At 67.4% G+C, this 19,302-nt stretch carries 18 protein-coding genes; 10 read left to right on the forward strand and 8 right to left on the reverse strand.

The genetic code is table 11. The features are described from left to right. Positions 1-11: 11 nt before the first annotated feature. Positions 12-524, reverse strand: a complete 513-nt coding sequence (secB, locus tag WC597_RS02535) for a protein-export chaperone SecB (protein WP_372691627.1) — start codon at positions 522-524, stop codon at positions 12-14. A gap of 199 nt (positions 525-723) precedes the next feature. Between secB and timA the strand changes: the two genes are divergently transcribed. Next, positions 724-1,362 (forward strand): TIM44-related membrane protein TimA, encoded by a 639-nt coding sequence (gene timA / locus WC597_RS02540; RefSeq protein ID WP_372691744.1) that lies wholly within the window; start codon positions 724-726, stop codon positions 1,360-1,362. Then, entirely contained in the window at positions 1,362-2,480 is a 1,119-nt protein-coding gene (locus WC597_RS02545) for an MltA domain-containing protein (protein ID WP_372691628.1), read from the forward strand. Before timA ends, WC597_RS02545 begins: the two co-directional genes overlap by 1 nt. Before the next feature lie 9 nt (positions 2,481-2,489). Here the strand turns inward: WC597_RS02545 and WC597_RS02550 are convergent, their stop codons facing one another. Both WC597_RS02550 and WC597_RS02555 read right to left on the reverse strand, forming a co-directional pair. Then, positions 2,490-2,957, reverse strand: a complete 468-nt coding sequence (locus tag WC597_RS02550; RefSeq protein WP_372691629.1) for a universal stress protein — start codon at positions 2,955-2,957, stop codon at positions 2,490-2,492. A 79-nt stretch (positions 2,958-3,036) separates the two neighbouring features. Beyond that, complete coding sequence (locus tag WC597_RS02555) at positions 3,037-7,896, reverse strand: NAD-glutamate dehydrogenase (RefSeq protein ID WP_372691630.1); 4,860 nt, start codon at positions 7,894-7,896, stop codon at positions 3,037-3,039. Positions 7,897-8,333: 437 nt separating this feature from the next. On the opposite strand from WC597_RS02555, the gene WC597_RS02560 reads away from it, so the two are divergent. Next, positions 8,334-9,236 carry a hypothetical protein gene (locus WC597_RS02560; RefSeq protein WP_372691631.1) on the forward strand — a complete coding sequence of 301 codons (903 nt, stop codon included), beginning with the start codon at positions 8,334-8,336 and terminating at the stop codon, positions 9,234-9,236. Here the strand turns inward: WC597_RS02560 and WC597_RS02565 are convergent, their stop codons facing one another. Genes WC597_RS02565 through secA form a run of 4 tightly spaced genes read right to left on the reverse strand, consistent with a single transcriptional unit; the run spans position 9,237 to position 13,878 of the window. After that, entirely contained in the window at positions 9,237-10,397 is a 1,161-nt protein-coding gene (locus WC597_RS02565) for an aminotransferase class V-fold PLP-dependent enzyme (RefSeq protein ID WP_372691632.1), read from the reverse strand. Next, positions 10,394-10,693 (reverse strand): type II toxin-antitoxin system RelE/ParE family toxin, encoded by a 300-nt coding sequence (locus WC597_RS02570; RefSeq protein WP_372691634.1) that lies wholly within the window; start codon positions 10,691-10,693, stop codon positions 10,394-10,396. The genes WC597_RS02565 and WC597_RS02570 overlap by 4 nt, the downstream gene beginning before the upstream one ends. Then, positions 10,690-10,971, reverse strand: a complete 282-nt coding sequence (locus tag WC597_RS02575) for a type II toxin-antitoxin system ParD family antitoxin (RefSeq protein ID WP_372691635.1) — start codon at positions 10,969-10,971, stop codon at positions 10,690-10,692. The genes WC597_RS02570 and WC597_RS02575 overlap by 4 nt, the downstream gene beginning before the upstream one ends. A gap of 57 nt (positions 10,972-11,028) precedes the next feature. Continuing rightward, positions 11,029-13,878 (reverse strand): preprotein translocase subunit SecA, encoded by a 2,850-nt coding sequence (gene secA / locus WC597_RS02580; protein ID WP_372691637.1) that lies wholly within the window; start codon positions 13,876-13,878, stop codon positions 11,029-11,031. Positions 13,879-14,164: 286 nt separating this feature from the next. Between secA and WC597_RS02585 the strand changes: the two genes are divergently transcribed. From WC597_RS02585 to WC597_RS02610, 6 genes are read left to right on the forward strand one after another with little or no spacing between them, the layout of a single operon-like run. Next, positions 14,165-15,037 (forward strand): peptidylprolyl isomerase, encoded by an 873-nt coding sequence (locus tag WC597_RS02585; protein WP_372691638.1) that lies wholly within the window; start codon positions 14,165-14,167, stop codon positions 15,035-15,037. A 1-nt stretch (position 15,038) separates the two neighbouring features. Beyond that, positions 15,039-16,427: a bifunctional glutamate N-acetyltransferase/amino-acid acetyltransferase ArgJ gene (gene argJ / locus WC597_RS02590; RefSeq protein WP_372691639.1), complete on the forward strand. Its 1,389-nt coding sequence runs from the start codon at positions 15,039-15,041 to the stop codon at positions 16,425-16,427. A gap of 20 nt (positions 16,428-16,447) precedes the next feature. Beyond that, positions 16,448-16,684, forward strand: coding sequence for a hypothetical protein (locus WC597_RS02595; RefSeq protein WP_372691640.1), 237 nt, complete (start codon positions 16,448-16,450; stop codon positions 16,682-16,684). Then, positions 16,681-16,950 carry a type II toxin-antitoxin system RelE/ParE family toxin gene (locus WC597_RS02600; protein ID WP_372691642.1) on the forward strand — a complete coding sequence of 90 codons (270 nt, stop codon included), beginning with the start codon at positions 16,681-16,683 and terminating at the stop codon, positions 16,948-16,950. Before WC597_RS02595 ends, WC597_RS02600 begins: the two co-directional genes overlap by 4 nt. Beyond that, positions 16,947-17,357: a (deoxy)nucleoside triphosphate pyrophosphohydrolase gene (locus WC597_RS02605; protein ID WP_372691643.1), complete on the forward strand. Its 411-nt coding sequence runs from the start codon at positions 16,947-16,949 to the stop codon at positions 17,355-17,357. The genes WC597_RS02600 and WC597_RS02605 overlap by 4 nt, the downstream gene beginning before the upstream one ends. Positions 17,358-17,382: 25 nt before the next feature. Next, a complete protein-coding gene (locus WC597_RS02610; protein WP_372691644.1) occupies positions 17,383-17,574 on the forward strand; it encodes a Flp family type IVb pilin in 192 nt (63 codons plus the stop codon). On the opposite strand, the gene WC597_RS02615 is transcribed toward WC597_RS02610, so the two are convergent. After that, positions 17,571-18,470 carry a methyltransferase domain-containing protein gene (locus WC597_RS02615; RefSeq protein ID WP_372691645.1) on the reverse strand — a complete coding sequence of 300 codons (900 nt, stop codon included), beginning with the start codon at positions 18,468-18,470 and terminating at the stop codon, positions 17,571-17,573. The genes WC597_RS02610 and WC597_RS02615 overlap by 4 nt on opposite strands. On the opposite strand from WC597_RS02615, the gene WC597_RS02620 reads away from it, so the two are divergent. Next, positions 18,469-19,263 (forward strand): ComF family protein, encoded by a 795-nt coding sequence (locus tag WC597_RS02620; RefSeq protein ID WP_372691646.1) that lies wholly within the window; start codon positions 18,469-18,471, stop codon positions 19,261-19,263. The two genes, WC597_RS02615 and WC597_RS02620, sit on opposite strands and share 2 nt — an antisense overlap. Positions 19,264-19,302: the final 39 nt, after the last annotated feature.

Genomic DNA, 19,302 nt, shown 5'->3' on the forward strand with positions numbered 1-19,302 from the left:
AACAGTTCGGCTTACGCCTGGCCGGTTTCGACCGGCTGTTGGGCGATCTGCTGCTGGCGGGCGATATAGATGGCGGCGAAGTCGATGGGGTCGAGCTGGAACGGGGGATAGAAGCCGCCGTCGGCCGTGGCGCCCGAAACGATCTCGCGCGCGAACGGGAACAGGTAGCGCGGGCATTCGATCAGCAGCAGCGGCTCGATATCCTGCTCGTTGACGTTGGCCAGCTGGAACAGACCGCCATAGACCAGTTCGACGTGGAAGACGGGCTGGTTCTCGTGGGTCGCCTTGATCGACAGCTTCAGGTCCAGCTCGAACAGGCCGTCCGGGCGGCCCTGGGCGGCCATTTCGACGCCGAGGTCGATGGCGGGCTTGCCGTCGATGCGCAGGGATTCCGGGGCGCGCGGGTTCTCGAACGAGAAATCGCGGACGTACTGGGCCAGGATGCGGAAGCCGGGCCCGGCGGGCTGGCCCTGTTGGGCCTCGCCTTGCTGGGGCTGTTCGGCGGGAGGAGCGGCGTCGGTCATGTGAACGGTCTTTGGCGCGATTGGAGGCCGATGAGGCCACAATGAGGCGCCGCGACTACCATGCCGGGACGCTTGGCCGCAACGTCGCGCGCGCGATTGGGGGCGCGCTTCGCCTTGCCTCACCCTATATGACACCGTAATCACGCCAGACACACGTTTGACGCGCCCGTCGTTCGCTACAGGAATCTCCCCCTTGAACATACCTGTCCAGTTCCAGGTCGTCGTCTTCGCCTTCATCGCGGCCTTCGTGCTGTTCCAGCTCTATAACGTCCTGGGCAAGCGGGTGGGCCGCCAGCCGCAGGAAGACGCCAAGGCCGTCCTGCCTGGCCCGGCGCCGGCCGAAACGGCCAAGATCCCGGCGATCGACCCGGCCACCCTGGCCTCCATCGCCACGCTGAAGGCGCGCGATCCGGCCTTTGACCCGGCGCGGTTCCTGGACGGGGCGCGTCAGGCCTATGAGACCATCGTGCGCGGCTACGCCGCCGGCGACCGAGCGGCGCTGCAGCCGCTGCTGAAACCCAATGTCATGGCCTCGTTCGAGGCCGGCATCGCGGCGCGCGAGACGCGCGGCGAGACCGAGGCGGTGGAGTTCCTGTTCCCGCCTCGCGCCGATCTGGAAGGCGCCGTCGCCGAGGGCGACCGGGCCGTGGCCAAGGTGCGGTTCCTGGCCGAGCTGCGCAGCCGCGTGACCAAGGTCTCGGGCGAGCCCGCCGACGTCGAGACCGGCGAGCCGGTGATCGAGGAGCGTCGCACGGCCGAACACTGGACGTTCGAGCGCACCCTGGGCGCGGCCGATCCGAACTGGGTCCTGGCCCGCGTCGAGCCGGCCAACGCCTGATGTCCGCCTTGCGCCAGTTTGGCGCCTGGCCGTTGCTGGCGGGTTCGCTGGTGGTCGCCGCGTGCTCGACCGGGCCCATGACTCCGGTCGCGCCGTCAGGGCCGCAGACGGGGCCTGTCCCCTATACGCCGTCCCCGACGCCGGGGGGCCAACCGCCCACGCCGTCCAACGCGCTTAGTCCCGCCGTCCTGCCGGGCTGGAGCGAAGAGGATCATCTGGCGGCCTTCCGCGCCTATATCGACGGCTGCGGCGCGGCGCGCGATACGGTCGCACGCGCCGTCTGCGGACGGGCCAAGGCCATGGCGACGACCACCACCGTCACCCCTTCCGACGCCCGCGCCTTTTTCGAGGCCAGCTTCAGCGCGGTCCCGGCTGCGACGGTGGATGGACGGCCAGGCCTTCTGACCTCCTATTTCGCGCCCGAGTATCCGGCGCGACGCCGGCCGGACGCCGAGTTCTCGACCCCTGTCCTGCCCAAGCCCGCCAACCCGCGCGGCGCCGGCGACCGGGCCTACATCGAATCCGCCGCCCGACCAGATCAAGCCCTGGCCTGGATGCGGGCCGAAGACCTCTTCTTCCTGCAGATCCAGGGCTCGGGCTATCTGACGTTCGAGGACGGGACGCGCGGCCGGGCCGCCTACGCCGCCGACAACGGCAAGCCGTTCGTCGGCATCGCCAGACCCATGGCCCAGCAGGGCCTGCTGCCCCAGAACGGAACCTCGGGCGACGCCATCCGCGGCTGGCTGGCGAACCACCGGGGCTATGAGGCCCAGGCCGTCATGGCGCTGAACCCGCGCTACATCTTCTTCCGGCTGGACGGGGACGACGACGGCCATCCGGCGGGCGCTGCGGGGATACCCCTGACCGAGCGGCGGGCCATCGCTGTCGATCCGGCCCACTGGCGCTATGGCGAGCTGGTCTGGCTGGAGGCGGACGGCGGCAATCTGCGCGGCGCCACGGCCAGCTATCGCGGCCTGGCCATGGCGCTGGACACGGGATCGGCCATTCGCGGGCCCGTACGCGCCGACCTCTATATGGGGCGCGGCGACGCGGCCGGGGCCGAGGCCGGGACCGTGCGCCACCCTTTGCGGATGTGGCGCCTGGTCCCGAAGGGTTAGGCCCTCCCCTCAGGCCAAGTCTTCGATCTCGTCCTCGGTCAGTTCGCCGGGGACTATGGTGACGGGCAGTTTACGCCCGCCGATCTGGGCGCCCTGTTTGATGATGGCTGAGACCAGCGGGCCGGGGCCGCGCGAGCCGGTTCCCGCCGCCAGGACCAGGATCTTGATGTCGGGATCGGCGGCGACGACCTTCTTGATCGCGGCCTGGGCCTCGCCCCGTTCGATCAGGAAGACCGGGGCGGCGCCGGAACGGGCCATCGCCTCTTCGCCTACCCTGTTCAGCAGGATTTCCGCCTCTTCGCGCTGCTGGCGCTCGATCTCCTCGCGCACGCCCGACCAGTGGGCGTCGCTGTCGGTCGGCAGGACGCGCAGCATGACCACGCGCCCGCCCGTCGATTTCGCCCGGCGCGAGGCGAACCGCAGGGCGGCCTCGAACTCGGGGCTGTCGTCGACGACAACGAGGAATTTTCTCGGCATGGCGGCCTCCCCAGCCTGATCAAGGGCCGAAGAGGCCGTGAGACGCCCGCTTCGTCAAGCGCCGAAGACGATCGCTCGCTTATCCATTCATCGCCGCCGTCGCCAGGTCGCGGATCGTGGCGTTGGCGATGGTCAGTTTGGCGAAGGTCCAGCCCGAGCCGGACTGTTCGATCTCGTCCACCGAGGCGCGCACGCCCTCGACCGAAGCCTGTTTGGAGCCGATCCAGGCGTCCACGGCGCCCTCGGCCGCATCCTCGCTGACACCCACCGACGGATCGGAGGCGCGGGCGACGGCGCGGGTCAGGGTCGCCTGCTCGTTCATCAGATCCTCGATCAGGCGACGGACGGCCAGACGATCGAAATGATCCGCAGACGGAATGGAGCCGGCGGCGGCGCGCAGACGGTCGAAGTCGAAGGCGGCCCCGACCTGGTGATACAGCCGCGCCATGGCCGCGACAGGCCAGTTCGCCTCCTGCGCCAGATCGCCGATGTCGGAGGCGGCGACCAGCGGACGCATGATGGCGATGCTGCGGGTCAGGTCTTCCGGCGCGCCGTGGTCGGCGAACGTCTTGACCCGCGCGTCCAAACGCTCCTGTTCGAAGCGCGACAGGACCAGCGAACCCTCGGCCTGGAGGGCGTCGGCGATGGGACGATAACGGTCGATCAGGGCCTGGACCGACAGGCCGCCCTTGGCGCGACGGGCCAGCCAGAAGGTCTGGCGGCGCAGGACGACGGCGATCTCCTGATACAGAGCCGTCTGGGCCTCGGCCGAGATCTTCAGGTCCAGGGCCGAGACGGCGTCCCAGGCCTGATCCAGGCGGAACACGCGACGCGCGGCCTCGAAAGCGATGATCAGGGCGGTGGTGTCGCATTCCGCCGAGCCGCGCAGACGGTCGGGGAAGGTCGGGCCGCACATGTTGACGACTTCGTTGGCCATGACGGTGGCGATGATCTCGCGCCGCAGCCGGTGGCTCTTCATCTCCGGTTCGAACCGGGCCAGAGCTTCGGGGAAGTAGCGGACCAGGATCTGTTCGAAGAAGGGATCCTCGGGCGCTTGCGAGGCGACGATGTCGTCCGACAGCTCCAGCTTGGCATAGGCCATCAGGACCGCCAGCTCGGGCCGGGCCAGCGGAATGCCGGCGGCCATCAGCTCCTTGACGCGGGCGTCGTTGGGCAGACCCTCGACCTTGCGGTCCAGCTTGCCACGCGCCGACAGGGCCTGCATGAACCGCTGCTGGGCGTCCAGAGCGCCGACGCCCTCGGCCTGTTGCAGGGTCAGGGCCAGGGTCTGATCGTAGTTGTGGGCCAGCACTTTGAGGCCCACCTCGTCGGTCATGGAGGCCAGCAGGGCCGGACGCTCCTCGACCGGCAGTTCGCCGTTGGTCACGGCCGAGCCGACCAGGATCTTGATGTTGACCTCGTGGTCGGACGTGTCGACCCCGGCGGAGTTGTCGATGGCGTCGGTGTTCATCCGGCCGCCGGCCTGGCCGAAGCCGATGCGGCCCGCCTGGGTGAAGCCCAGGTTGGCGCCCTCGCCCACCACCTTGACCCGCAGTTCGTCGGCGTTGATGCGCAGGGCGTCGGTGCCCTTGTCGCCGACCTGGGCGTCGGTTTCGGCCGCCGATTTCACATAGGTGCCGATGCCGCCCAGATAGAGTAGTTCGACCGGCGCCTTCAGGATGGCGCGGATCAGGCTGACGGGGTCCAGCACGTCGTCGGTGATGTCCAGCGCCGCCTTGATCTGAGGCGTCAGCTGGATCGACTTGGCCGAACGCGAGAAGACGCCGCCGCCTTCGGAGATCAGGGCCTTATCATAGTCCTGCCAGGACGAGCGGGGCAGGTCGAACAGGCGCTTTCGTTCGGTCCAGCTCGTAACATGATCCGGGTTCGGATCAATGAAGATGTCGCGGTGATCGAAGGCCGCGACCAGGCGCGTGGCCTTGGACAGAAGGGCGCCGTTGCCGAAGACGTCGCCGGACATGTCCCCAACGCCGACCATGGTGAAGGGCTGGGTCTGGATGTCCTTGCCCATTTCGCGGAAGTGGCGCTTGACCGCCTCCCAGGCGCCGCGCGCCGTGATGCCCATGGCCTTATGATCGTAGCCGATCGAGCCGCCGGACGCGAAAGCGTCGCCCAACCAGAAGCCGTAGGAGGCCGAGACGCCGTTGGCGATGTCCGAGAACGTCGCCGTGCCCTTGTCGGCGGCCACGACCAGATAGGGGTCGTCGCCTTCCCACGCGATCACATTGGCCGGATGGGTCACCGATCCGTCGGCGGCGATATTGTCGGTGATGTCCAGCAGGCCGGACAGGAAGGTGCGATAGGCGCGGATGGCCTCGCCCTGAATGGCCTCACGGTCCGTCGTGCGGGGCAGTTGCTTGGGATAGAAGCCGCCCTTTGAGCCGACCGGCACGATGACGGCGTTCTTGACCTGCTGCGCCTTCACAAGACCCAGCACCTCGGTGCGGAAGTCATCGCGACGGTCGGACCAGCGCAGACCGCCACGCGCGACCGGGCCGAAGCGCAGGTGGACGCCCTCGACGTGCGGCGCCCAGACGAAGATCTCGCGATAGGGTTTGGGCAGGGGCAGGTCGTCCAGCTCGCGCGAGGCGATCTTGATCGCGATGTGCGGCTTGGGCGCGCCGTCGGCGTCCAGCTGGAAATAGTTGGTGCGCTTGATCGCCCCGATCAGAGCGGCGATCCGGCGCAGGGCCCGGTCGTGATCCAGGCTCTTCACGTCCTGAAGCAGGGCGAGAATTTTGTCGTTCAGCTCGGCGACGGCAGGCGCGCGGTCGTCGGCCGAGCCGCCGGTCGGCTCGAACTTGGCCTTGAACAGCGACAGCAAGGCGCGGGCCACATCGGGATATTCGCGCAGGGCCTCTTCCTGCACCGTCTGCGACGGGTCCAGGCCGGTCTGCTGGCGATAGTGGGCCAGGGTGCGGATCAGGGCGGCCTCGCGCCATTCGACGCCCAGTTCGATCACCAGCCGATTGAAGCCGTCGCTCTCGTTGCGGCCGGTCCAGACGGCGGCGAAGGCCTGTTCGAACGGCCCCTTCACGTCGTCGAAGATCAGCGCCTCGCCGCGCGGATCCTCCATCAGGAACTCGTGGACGTGGATCTCGGTCTCGCCCGTCGGCCGGATCGGATAGCCGTACTCCTCCAGCGTCTTCAGGCCCATGTCCGCCAGGATCGGCAGAACGTCGGACAGCGGCACGGCCGGACCACGACGATAGAGTTTGAATCGGAACTGCAGGCGGCTGTCGTCAATGGAACGGAAGGCGCGCACGGCGACGGCCTTGCCCTCGCCCGGCAGACCGGTCTCATTCAGCCGGTTCACATATTGCAGATCGATCGCGGCCTCGTCGGCGTCATAGCGGTCGCGATAGGCGGTCCCGAAGGCGCGGGCCCATTGAGCGCTCAGCGGTCCGACAGCGACTTCCTCGACGCCCGAGCGACGCAGGGCGCCTTCGAAACGATCGATCCAGCCACGTCCGGCCTCGGCGACATCGGCCTCCAGCTGAACCGGATCGGGGATCGGATGCTCACCGGGGTTCACGCCGATGATATAGTGGACCCGAACCAGGGGCGCGTCCGACAGTTGCGGATACCAGGCCGAGATCCGGCCGCCCCAGGCGCGGGCGACGATCTGGCCGATCCGCTCGCGCACGGCGGAATCGAACTTCTCGCGCGGGATGAAGCACAGGACCGAGACGAAGCGGTCGAACGGGTCCTGACGCGAGAACAGGCGGATGCGCGGCCGGTCGTAGAGGTGAAGGATGCCCAGGGCGATGGACAGCAGTTCGTCCTCGGTGATCTGGAACAGCTCGTCGCGCGGATAATTCTCAAGGATATTCTTGAGGCGTTTTTCATTGTGGCTGCCCGGCGCCTTGTCGGCGCGGGCCAGGGCGTTGGCCACCTTGCGACGCAGCAGCGGCACTTCGGTCGCCAGTTGGTCGTAAGCCTCAGAGGTGAACAGGCCGACGAAACGGGTCTCGCCCGTGGCCTTGCCGTCCGAGCCGTAACGCTTGACCCCGACGTAATCCATGTAGGCGCGGCGATGCACGCGCGAGCGGGCGTTGGCCTTGGCCACGGTCACCGGCTCGCTGAGGTCCAGCTGGCGGCGCATCTGACGCGTCAGGACCGCAGGCTCGGACGCGCGGCGCAGCACGGTGCGTTCCGGGTCGGCCAGAATGCCCAGGCCGTCGGTGGACTGGCCCAGGGGCGCCTCGGCCTCGTAGTCGCCGTCCGCGTTCAGCGGATAGTCGTAGTCGCGTGCGCCCAGGAAGACGAAATGGTCGCTCTTCAGCCATTTCAGGAAGGCGATGTTCTCGGCCAGCACGGCGGGATCGACCGACGGCGGCGTTGCCTCCAGCCGCTGAACCGCCTGGCGCATCAGGGCCGCCATGGCCTCATGGTCGGCGACGGCGGCATGCACGTCCGCCAGGCTCTGGGCCAGGCCCTCGCCGAGAGCGTCACGACGCTCCTGCGGCACGCTGTCGATGACCAGCATGATGATCGAAAGGCGACGGCCGTCCAGCTCCACCACCGGGTGGAACAGGGCGCGCACCGAAACCCCGGCCTCGGCCAAGGCGCCCATGACGCTGTCCACCAGGAAGGGGGCGTCCGTCTGGACGATGCGCACCAGGTCGTAGTCCAGAGCCTTGCCGTCCGCGCCCTGAAGCGGGCCGACGGTGATGACGGGCGCCGCGGCGTCGTTCGGATAGGTCCTGGCGGCGGTCCAGGAGGCGGCGAGCAGGGCGGCCAGATCCTCACCGCTCAGCTCGGGCGTCTCGTCGGCCGCATAGTCCTCTTGCGCCTGGGTCAGATAGGCCTGTTCGACTGCACCGGGCCCGGTTCCAACGATCTTGGCGAAGGCCGCCTCCAGCGCGGCCTTGGTGATCGGCTGAACGGAGGTTTGGCGCAGATCGGGGGCGGTCATGGACGAGCAGTCTCGAACAACGCGGCAGGGCCGCAAGAAATGCGGCGCGACGCGGCGCCACCCCCGCTGACTAGGCCAGGTCCGGTCGCTCGGGAAGCCCCTGGCGACCGATCGTTGTGATGATCAGCGATCAGGTTGGAATTATTGTGCAGCGCCACAAAGCAGAAAGCCGCCGGACTGGGGGAGTCCGGCGGCCTGCGCGAGCGGCGCCTGGAGGGGAGGGGAGGGCGCCGGTCTCGCTTCGCTGCGGTTCGGAGGGGGAGTGTCCCGCAGCGTCGAAAACAAAAATGGGAAGCCCATGTCGTCGTTCAAGAGCGGGCGCTGGGGATTCTTCGCGACATTTTGGCCTCTGTCCGGCGCCGACTGCTGGCGTGGACAACGGATTTCGATGCTATGCGTTGTGAGGGGTCAACGGTGAAGCTGGAGCACCCGATCATATGCGTCGCTTTCTTATGGGATCGATCGTGGCGGCCGTGGTCGGCCTGTTGCTCGCAGGCGCGGGATACTGGGCCTACTGGAACTTCTATTCGCGGTTCCAGCCGGTCACGATCAGCCGCAATCAGGCCGAAGTCCAGCAACTGCTCGACGAGGCCTCATGGGTGTCGGACGGCAGCGGCGGGCAGGCCCTCTATATCGTCACCTATCGCGACAGCGCCTCGGCCCATCGCTACGAACGCGACGAGGTCGCCAAGCTGAAGGCCGCAGGGATCGAGACCCGTTTCATCCTGTTCGCCCGCCCCGATCTGGAGGGCGCGGCGCAATCGACGGCGGCGGAGCGCGCGACGGTCGCCGAACTGTGGCTGACCCGCGACTGGCCCCTGTACGAGCGCTGGATGGCGACGCCGGCGAGCGGCTGGACCGCAGCCGGCCTGCCCCAGGCCGACGGTAATCTGGCGCGCACGGCCGTGGTCGAGGCCGGACGGCGGTTCGACGAGCGACTGAGCCGGCTGCTGAAGGAGTCCGGGGTCGAGATCAGCTATCCGCTGATCCTGTGGCGCGATCAGAACGGCTTCCTGAAAGCCTGCGGCTGCGCCGACCGTCGCGCCTGGGCCTTCATCCGCGACGATGTCGGGGCGCCGGATCGGTTGGGAGCGTCCGAGGATGCGCCGATCGCGCCCGATGCCGAGACCGAGGGTCCGACGGCGCAAGGCGAGGCGCCGGCCATGCCCTATCCGGCGCTTCCGGCTATCCCGCCGGTCGATGCCCCGGATGCGAACACGACGCCGACGCCGGGATCGCCCCAGGCCCAGCCCGCCGCGCCGTCTCGACCGAACCGCCCGGGTTCGACGCCGCGCGCGGCGCCGGCCCCGACCAAGCAGGACGACACGACCTTCTATTGATCAGAGGGTTCGGGAGGCGGCGATCAGGCGATCGACGTCCTCGGCGTCCTGATACAGACCGAAGCCGAAGCGGATCACGTCGTCGCGCACGTCGGTGACCACGTCCGCCTGGCGAAGACCGGCGCACCAGGCCTGGGCGTCGGGGTGACGAAGGGCCAAGAAACGGGCGCGCGGCGCGTCGCCGATCACCGGGTTGAGAATTTCGGCTTGGCTCAGCACACCGGCGCGGCCGTTCTGAACCGCCGTCTGGAAGCGGCCGGCAAGATCGCCGGCGTGGGCGGCGACAGCGGCGGTGTCCAGCCCTTGGTTCTCCAGCATCCGGCGCGCGGCGTTGAACCGATAAAGCGCCGAACAGTCGAAGGTCGCCCCCCAGAAGCGGCCGCCGTCGCTGCGATACTGGACCCCGCCGGGCGGTCCCGACAGATCGCCGAACTCCGCGAACCAACCGGTCACAACGGGGCGCGGACAGAAGCCGGGCGGGGTGTGCAGGAAACAGGCGCCCTCGCCCGCCATGGCGTATTTGTAGCCGCCGGCGACATAGAAGACCCGGTCCGCCACCGACGACAGGTCGGTCGGGGTCGCCATGAAGCCGTGATAGCCGTCGACCAACACCCACGGCCCCTCGGGCCGGGCCAGGGCGGCGAGGTCCTCGATCCGGTCGAACAGGCCGCCGGTGCGGAAGAAGACCTGGCTGACCACGATCCAGTCGTAACCGCCCTTGGCCGCCTCGGCGACGAAGCGGTCGGCGAAGGTGTCGAAGGGGGCCAGGGGAATGCGGGTGACCACCGCAGCCCCGATCTCCTCCCACCGCTCGGCCTGACGTCGGAACGAGTGAAACTCGCCGTCCGTCGCCAGGATGCGGACCGGCGTCCGCTCCACGCCCGAGAACAGGCGCAGCAGGAAGTCATGGGTGTTGGAAGAGAAGACGATACTGTCGGGCGACGACAGGCCCAACTCAGCGGCGACATGGGCCTGGGCCTCGGGGATCACCTGGCCGAAGACGAGATCCCATTTGTGGTCGGCATGCAGATTGGCGTCCACCCAAGCCTGCTGCTGCGCCTCGAAACTGGCGTCCGGCCACAGGTGATGGCTGTGCGCCGCGAAGTGCAGCCGCTCGGGGACCGCAGACAGGGCGCGGGAGAAGAGGGACTTGTGGCTCATCGCTTGACCAGATCGAACAGAACGGCGTCGTCCGCTCGCGAACCATGAACGATGGCCAGAAAGCGAAGTTCACCCGGAAGGACGGCGTAGTAGAGATTATAGGCGCCATGGACGGATCGGCGGATGCGCGGATCGAAGTTCGCCTTTGGACGGCTTTCGGGATCTAGCGCCAAGGCGCGGGCGGCGGCGCGAAGCTCACGGACGAAGCTCAGCGCGCGGCGCGGACTGTCCTGCGCGATGTGATCGGCGATCTGTTCGAGATCCCTCTCGCTGCCGGGCGAGAAGACGACCTTCATCCCTTGGACTGATCCGCCGCGACAAGGGCACTGTATTTGGCTTCCAGCCGGTCGAACACCGCCTCGGCGTCTTCGTCGGGGCCATCGCGTTCGGACTGAAGGTGGTGGCGCAGTTCGTCCGGGGTCATCGGGGTCGTGGATCGGCCGACGAGCCAATGCGTCAGGGCCTCGCGTACGGCCTCATCGGTTGAAGCGAACTCGCCGGCGTCCACGGCGGCACGCAGTTCGCCGATCATATAGGCCGGTAGGTCCGTCGATATCCGTTCGTGCCTGCCCATAGCGGTCTCCTTTAGATCAGGATCGTCCAGAGACCGCGCCGAGGCAAGCGGCGCCGCCTAGACCAGCGCGCCGTGGCAGTGTTTGAACTTGCGGCCCGAGCCGCAGGGGCAGGGCGAGTTGCGGCCGGTCATTTCCCAGCCGGGGGGCAGAACCTCGATCGGCAGTTTGGAGCGATCGTCGCCGATCAGCGTGCCTTCCGGGTTCTGGGCCGACGGATTGGCCATCTCGTTCTCGCCGGTGCCGGGGTTCAGGTGGATTTCCTGGAACTCGGGCAGTTCGGGCGGGGCCTGGAAGCGGAACTCGACCGTCATCAGCCAGCGGGTGACGTTGTGGCGCAGGTCGTACAGCAGGCTCTCGAACAGGGAGAAGGCCTCGGTCTTGTATTCGTTCAGCGGGTCGCGCTGGCCATAGCCGCGCAGGCCGATGACGCCGCGCAGGTGGTCCAGGTGGACCAAATGCTCGCGCCATTGCATGTCGATCATCTGCAGCATGAACTGCTTTTCGAGGCCGCGCGTCTGGTCGGCGCCGATTTGTTCCAGGCGTTCGGCGGCGCGGGCGTCGGAGGCGGCCAGCAGCCGGTCCTCGATCTCCTCGTTCGACACGCCTTCCTCGGCGGCCCAGTCATGCAGCGGCAGTTCCAGACCCAGGGTCGAGCGGACGCGCTCGTCCAGGCCGTCGATGTCCCACTGTTCGGCATAGGCCTTGGGCGGCATGTAGCGTTCGACCAGGTCGGAGACCACGTCGCGGCGGAAGTCGCCGACCAGTTCCGACAGGTCCTCGGAGTCCATGAACTCCTGGCGCTGCTCGAACACGGCCTTGCGCTGGTCGTTCACGACGTCGTCGTATTTCAGCAGGTTCTTGCGGATGTCGTAGTTGCGGGTCTCAACGCGCTTCTGGGCGGTCTCGATGGCGCGGTTCAGCCAAGGGTGGGTGATGGCCTCGCCTTCGGCCACACCGAAGGTCTTCATGATCGAGTCCAGACGGTCGCCTGCGAAGATGCGCAGCAGGTCGTCCTCGCAGGACAGGTAGAATTTCGAGGTGCCGGGGTCGCCCTGACGGCCGGTGCGGCCGCGCAGCTGGTTGTCGATACGGCGGCTCTCGTGGCGCTCGGTGCCCAGGACGAACAGGCCGCCGGCGTCCAGCGCGATCTTCTTCTGGACGGCGATGTCGGCCTTGAACTGGGCCTCCTGGGCCACTTCCATCTCGTGGGTGACTTCGACAGCCATATTGCGCTGTTCGAGCATCCACTTCTGCATCTTCATTTCGAGGTTGCCCCCGAGCTGGATGTCGGTGCCGCGGCCGGCCATGTTGGTGGCGATGGTCACCACGCCCGGCAGACCGGCGTCGGCGACGATATAGGCCTCCTGCTCGTGCTGACGCGCGTTCAGGACGGAGTGCGGGATGCCGCGCAGCTTGGTTTCGTAGCTGATGTCATAGGCCGCGTCGCCGATCTTCTCGGCTTCCTTGGCCTTGCCGGCGTACTCAGGCTTGAGCGTGCGCGAGACCTCGACCTTGTATTCGAACTTGCTCAGCAGGTCCGACAGCTGTTCCGAGCGCTCGATCGAGACCGTGCCGACCAGGATCGGCTGACCGGCCAGGTGGCACTCGGCGATCTGTTTTGCGATGGCCTGGTTCTTCTCGGCGTGGGTCCGATAGACCTCGTCGTCATAGTCCTTACGCTGGATCGGCCGATTGGTCGGCACTTCCAGCACGTCCATCTTGTAGATGTCGCCGAACTCTTGCGCTTCCGTCGCCGCCGTGCCGGTCATGCCCGACAGCTTTTCGTACAGGCGGAAGTAGTTCTGGATCGTCACCGAAGCCAGGGTCTGGTTCTCGGGCTGGATCTTGACGTCTTCCTTGGCCTCGATGGCCTGGTGCAGACCTTCGGACAGGCGGCGGCCGGTCATCATGCGACCGGTGAATTCGTCGATCAGGACGATCTCGCCGCCCTTGATGATATAGTCCTTGTCGCGCTGATACAGGGTGTTGGCGCGCAGGGCCTGGTTGGCGTGGTGGACCAGGCTGATGTTGGCGGCGTCGTACAGGCCGGTCGTGTCGGCGGCGAAATGCCCGCCGCTTTCCAGCGACTCTTCGATCCGCTCGGAGCCCAGCTCGGTCAGCAGGACCTGTTTCTGCTTCTCGTCGAGTTCGAAGGTCTCCTTGTCCTTGATCAACTCTTTGATCAGGCCGTCGAGCACCTTGTAGAGGTCCGAACGGTCCTCGGTCGGTCCCGAGATGATCAGAGGCGTGCGCGCCTCGTCGATCAGGATGGAGTCGACCTCGTCGACGATGGCGAAGTTGTGCGGACGCTGCACCATCTCACGCCGGTCATAGACCAGATTGTCGCGCAGATAGTCGAAGCCGAACTCGTTGTTCGTGCCGTAGGTGACGTCGGCGTTGTAGGCCTGTTGGCGTTGGCCCTGGCTGAGACCGTTGACGATGACGCCGACCTCAAGACCCAGGAAGCGATAGACCTTGCCCATCGTCTCGGCGTCGCGGCGGGCCAGGTAGTCGTTCACGGTGATGACGTGGACGCCCTTGCCGGGCAGGGCGTTCAGATAGACGGGGGCCACGGCGACCAGGGTCTTGCCCTCGCCGGTCCGCATCTCGGCGATGCCGCCCTCGTGCAGGATCATGCCGCCGGCCAGCTGGACGTCGTACTGGCGCTGGCCCAGCACCCGCTTGGAGGCCTCGCGCACCACGGCGAAGGCCTCGGGCAGGATCTTCTCCAGCGTGTCGCCATTCGCCAGCCGGTCGCGGAAGGCGTCGGTCATCATCCGAAGTTCGTCATCGGACAGGGCCGCGAACTTGGGCTCCAGCGCATTAATGCGCTGGGCGTGGTCCTGGAAGGCCTTGACCTTGCGGTCGTTGGAAGAGCCGAAAAGTTTCTTGGCGAAGCCGAGCATGTCAGATCCGGTAAAGGTCGAGCGTCAATGAGGAGCGGCTCTGAAATCCCGTGAGGGGCGGCGATACGGACGCCGCGAGAGAGGCCCTGAACGATCACGACCCCGGAGCGCCGCATCAGGCGCGCGCGAAGGGCCGCGCAGACGATCAAAACCCCTCGACTTGGGCGCAGGCGGGACTTAAGCACCGGCCTAACCCCTGTCAACGCGAGGGGCTTTCGGCCGCCTTCGACGGAGCGCCCCCTTGACCCCATTCCGGCGACCTTCAAACCTTCTGACGACGGCGCTTATGGCGGCTGTCCTGGCGACGGGCGCCTGTTCACGCGGCGGCGACGACCGGCCGCCTGAACAGGGCGACCAGGCCGTGGCGACGGTTCAGGACGAGACCATTTGGGCGTCGGACGTGAAGCGCGAGGCGGTGGCGCAAGGCCTGATCGGCGAGGGTGAGGCGCTGGATGCGACCTCGGATCTTTTCCGTCGCGTGCTGGACGAGGTGATCGACCAGAAACTGCTGGCCGGCGAGGCGCAACGCCGCCGGCTGGATTCTTCGCCCCTGGCGCAGCGACGTCTGGAGGCGACCCGCGAGCGGATCCTGGGCGACATGCTGGTCGAGAGCGTGGTCAACAAGGCCGTGTCCGACCAGGCGGTGCAGACCCTCTATAATGAACAGCTTCGGCTGGCGAAGACCTCGGAAGAAATCCGGGTGCGCCTGATCCTGTCGCGCACCAAGCCCGAGGCCGACGCCGTAATCGGCATCCTGGGCCAAGGCGCCGGGTTCGAGGCGGTGGCCATGGAACGGTCGGTGGACGAGGCGACGCGGTTCTCGGGCGGCGACCTGGGCTATTCGACGCTGGACGTCATGCCGCAAGCCTATGCCGACGCCCTGCGCGACAAGCCGGCCGGTTCGACCGTCGGCCCGTTCCAGACCGAGGGCGGCTGGGCCGTGCTGCGGGTCGAGGATCGGCGCAAGGAGAACCCGCCGACGCTGGAGCAGGCGCGTCCCCAGATCGTGCGCTATCTGACCTATGAAGGCGTGCGCCAGTTGCTGGAACAGCTGCGTGGAAAGGCCAAGGTCGATGTGCGCCTGCCCGCACAGTCGCCGCCCGCCGCCTCAGCCGCCCCCGCCCCGGCGTCCACCCCGTCTCCCGCACCGGCCGCCTGACATGACCAAGCCCCCCTCCACGACCGGCCAGAAGATCGAACATGTGTTCGAAAAGGCGCTGGATCCGTTCGCCACGGCCCTGAAGCGCGCGACGCGCACCCCCGGCTCGGACACGGCCGTCGCGGCGGCTGCGCCCGCCGCCGGCAAGCCCGGCCTGGCCATCTCGCCCCTGGCCGTGCCCTTCCCGACCATTCCGCCCATCGGCGGGGTCGAGATCGCCACCGCCCGCGCCGGATTCTACAAGCACGGGCGCGACGACCTGGTGGTGTTCCATTTCGCGCGCGGCACCAGCTGCGCCGGGGTCTTCACCCGCCACAAGATCGGCTCGGCGCCCGTGGATTGGTGCAAGAAGCATCTGGCGGGGCCGGACGGTGGCAAGGACGTGCGGGCCCTGGTGGTCAACGCCGGCTGCGCCAACGCCTTCACCGGCAAGGCCGGCGCCGACGCGGCGCGCCGCACGGCCTCCGAGGTCGCCAAACGGTTCGGCTGTCGCCAGCGCGACGTCATGCTGGCCTCGACCGGGGTGATCGGCGTGGTGCTGGACGAAAAGAAGATCGTCGCCAAACTGCCCGAGATCGAGCACGGGCTGGACGCCGACGCCTGGGCCAGGGCCGGGCGGGGCATCATGACCACCGACACCTTCCCCAAGGGGTCGTACGCCGAGGCCGAGATCGAGGGTTACAAGGTCCGCATCGCCGGCATCGCCAAGGGGTCGGGCATGATCGCGCCGGACATGGCGACCATGCTGGCCTTCATCGTCACCGACGCCGACATCCATCCCAACGTGCTTCAGGCGCTGCTGGGCCTGCACGTCCGCACCACCTTCAACAGCGTGACGGTGGACGGCGACACCTCGACCAACGATACGGTCTTGCTGTTCGCCACCGGAACCTCGGGCGCGCCGCGCATCGGGCGGGTCGGCGACCGTCGCCTGAAGAGCTTCTCGGCTGCACTGGACAAGGTGATGCTGGATCTGGCGCACCAGCTGGTGCGCGACGGTGAGGGCGCGACCAAGTTCGTCAAGGTGACGGTGGACGGCGCGGCCAGCCCGGCATCAGCTCGAAAACTGGCCAAGTCCATCGCCGACAGCCCCCTCGTCAAGACCGCCATCGCCGGCGAGGACGCCAACTGGGGCCGGGTCGTCATGGCGGTCGGCAAGACCGAGGAGCCGGTGGATCGCGACCGCCTGGGCATCCGGTTCGGACCCAACGTCGCCGCCGTGGATGGCGCTCCGTCCGCGACCTACGACGAGGCGAAGATGAGCGCCTATATGAAGAACCCCGAAATCGACATCACCGTCGACGTGGGCGCGGGCCGGGCCTCGGCGACCGTCTGGACCTGCGATCTGACCAAGGGCTACATCGAGATCAACGGCGATTATCGCAGCTGATTTCGTGATAGGGTGAGGTCATGAGCGCCAAACCGAAACCACTGAATCGCTACGCCCAGGAATTCCCGCCGTTCGTCAGCAGCGAACTGAACGCGGATCTCGACAGCGAACATCCGTCCGAGGACGCTCTGGAATGGGTTAGGCTTCAGCATGATCGCGCGCTTGCAGACCCCCGGCCGGCCCTGACGTCCGAACAGGTTCGGCTGAACCTTCTGGCCCGACACGAGGCGCGGTTGAAGCGCGACGCCAACGCGTGAGCCACAAGCTCGTCTGGCTTCCGAGCGCAGAATTCGATCTTGAGGCGATCTACGACCTCATCGCCTCGGACTCGCCCAAGGCGGCCTACGATTTCGTCGAAAACATCCGCCATCGCTGCGAAGCCTTCGCCGATTTTCCATTCATGGGCCGCAGTCATGATGGGCGGATGTATCAATTCACCTTTGATCGACGGGTCCGCGTCAACTACGCCGTGACAGACACTGAAGTGCAACTGTCCCAATTTCGCTATCTCGGCCAACAATGACTGAACCTCTCCCCACCGTCCTGGTCGTCGCCGTCGCCCTGATCGACGTGGACGGGCGCGTGCTGATCGCCAAACGGCCGCAGGGTAAGAAAATGGCCGGTCTGTGGGAGTTTCCGGGCGGCAAGGTCGAGCCGGGAGAGCGGCCCGAGGCGGCCCTGATCCGCGAGCTTAGGGAAGAACTGGGCATCGACGTCAGCGAAAACTGTCTGTCGCCATTTGTTTTCGCCAGCCACGCTTACGATTCGTTTCACCTGTTGATGCCATTGTATCTGTGCCGACGGTGGGACGGCGTGGTCACGGCGCGTGAACACGATGGTCTGGCCTGGGTGAAGCCGGAGAAGCTTTCGGACTATCCCATGCCGCCGGCGGACGAACCTCTGGTCGCCTGGTTGCGCGACCTGCTCTGATCACCGCCGACCAGGGAGGCCGGCCATGCGACGTCTTATCGGCCGATTCCTGCGTAATGAGAGCGGGGCCACCGCCATTGAATACGGCCTGATCTGCGCCCTCATCTTCCTGGCGATCGTCACCTCGTTCAGCGCCCTGGCGAATACCCAGAACGGCGGCTTGGCCGTGACGGTGGAACGACTGACCACCGCCATGAAGGCCGTCGTCGGCAACTAATCCGACTCGCCGGTCATTTCCCTGACGCCCAAGGCATCGGCCAGACGCGTCTTGGCCGAGCCGCGGGGCAGGGGCTTCTGCTGACTCTCGTGCGGTTTCCAGCCGGCCAGATGGATGATCTCGAACGTCGCCAGGATACGACCGTCCGGCTGGGCATGACGTTCGGCATAGAGGGCGGCGGCGCGGGCGACGATGCGGCGGTTCAGCGGTCGGACCGATCCATGCAGCACATTGGTCTCGCCCATGGCGCGCAGGTCGCGGATCAGGGCGAACATATCGGCATAGCGGACGGTGAACCGGTCCACGTCGGAGACGGGCAAGGCCAAACCCGCCCGCTGCAACAGGGCCGCGCCGTCATAGCCGTCGGCGAAGGGCGAAACCCGCGCCTGAGCCCCGCCGCGTTCCTCCAGTTCGACCTCGGTCAGGATGGCGCGCAACTCCTTCAGGGTGCCCGCGCCGAACAAAGTGCCTATGAACAGGCCGTCCGGTTTCAGCGCCCGCCGGATCTGGGCCAGGGCGCCGGGCAGATCGTTGGCCCAGTGCAGGGTCAGCAGCGAGACGATCAGATCGGTCGATCCATCCTCAAGCGGCAGGGCTTCCGCGCCCGGCGCCGCGCGTTGGGCCAGGGAGACGGGCGTCAGGATCGATCCGACGCGACCGGCGGCGTCGCTGGATCGAACCGCGCGCTCGAACACCCCTGGATGGGCGGATAAATCGACCACAACGAGAAAATCGCGCAGTATGGCTTCCAGACTCTCTGCGGCGTTGGCGGCGGCGCGGGCGTGCAGGAAGTCGGCCTGGTCGAACCGGGCGGCGGACCGCGCCAGTCGCGCCTGACGTCGAACGGCGTCGAAGATGCGCGGGGGGCCTTCGGACGAGGATGGGGGGACGGTCATGAACGCACAGGATGGGGGCTGGCGGCGCGCCTGGGAAGGGGCAGGGCGACAGTTGCGCGGCGCCGGACGCGGATTGGCGGATCTGATCCTGCCGCCGATGGCGCATGACAGCCGCGAGGCGACGGCTGCGGCCGGTCTGACGCCGGACGCCTGGAGCCGCATCAAGTTTCTGGAGGCGCCGGTCTGCGACGGATGCGGGGCCGCGTTCGAATATGACGGCGGCGCCTTCGCCGAGGACCGCTGCACCGCCTGTATCGCCCAGCCCTATGTTTTTCAGCGCGCGCGGGCGGCGTGCCTGTACGACGAGGCGTCTCGCGGGCTGATCCTGAGGTTCAAGCATGGGGACCAGCAGCAGTTCGCACCCCTGTTCGCCCGCTGGATCGGCCGGTCCGCCGCCGATCTGGTCGAGGCGGCCGATGCGGTTGTTCCCGTGCCGCTGCATCCGTTGCGTCTGCTGTCACGCCGCTTCAACCAGGCCGCCGAGATCGCCCGACCGCTGGCCCGCGACGCGAGACGCGACTATCTGCCCGACGCCCTGGTCCGCACGACCCATACGACCAGCCAGGGCGGCAAGAGCCAGCGCGGGCGGCGTCTGAACGTCAGAAAGGCCTTCGCCGTAACCGAGACCGGGCAGCGTCGCATCCGGGGACGGCGCATCCTTCTGATCGACGACGTGTTGACCACGGGCGCGACCGGAGAGGCCTGCGCGCGCGCCCTGCTCGACGCCGGAGCGCGCGGCGTGGACCTGGCGGTCATCGCGCGGGTGCGAAACGCCCGTGAACTGACTATGTAGATCGAAATCGCCCGCGACGGATCGGGCGCCCCTAGTTCT

The sequence above is a fragment of the Brevundimonas sp. genome, assembly GCF_041648115.1.
Lineage (GTDB): Bacteria > Pseudomonadota > Alphaproteobacteria > Caulobacterales > Caulobacteraceae > Brevundimonas.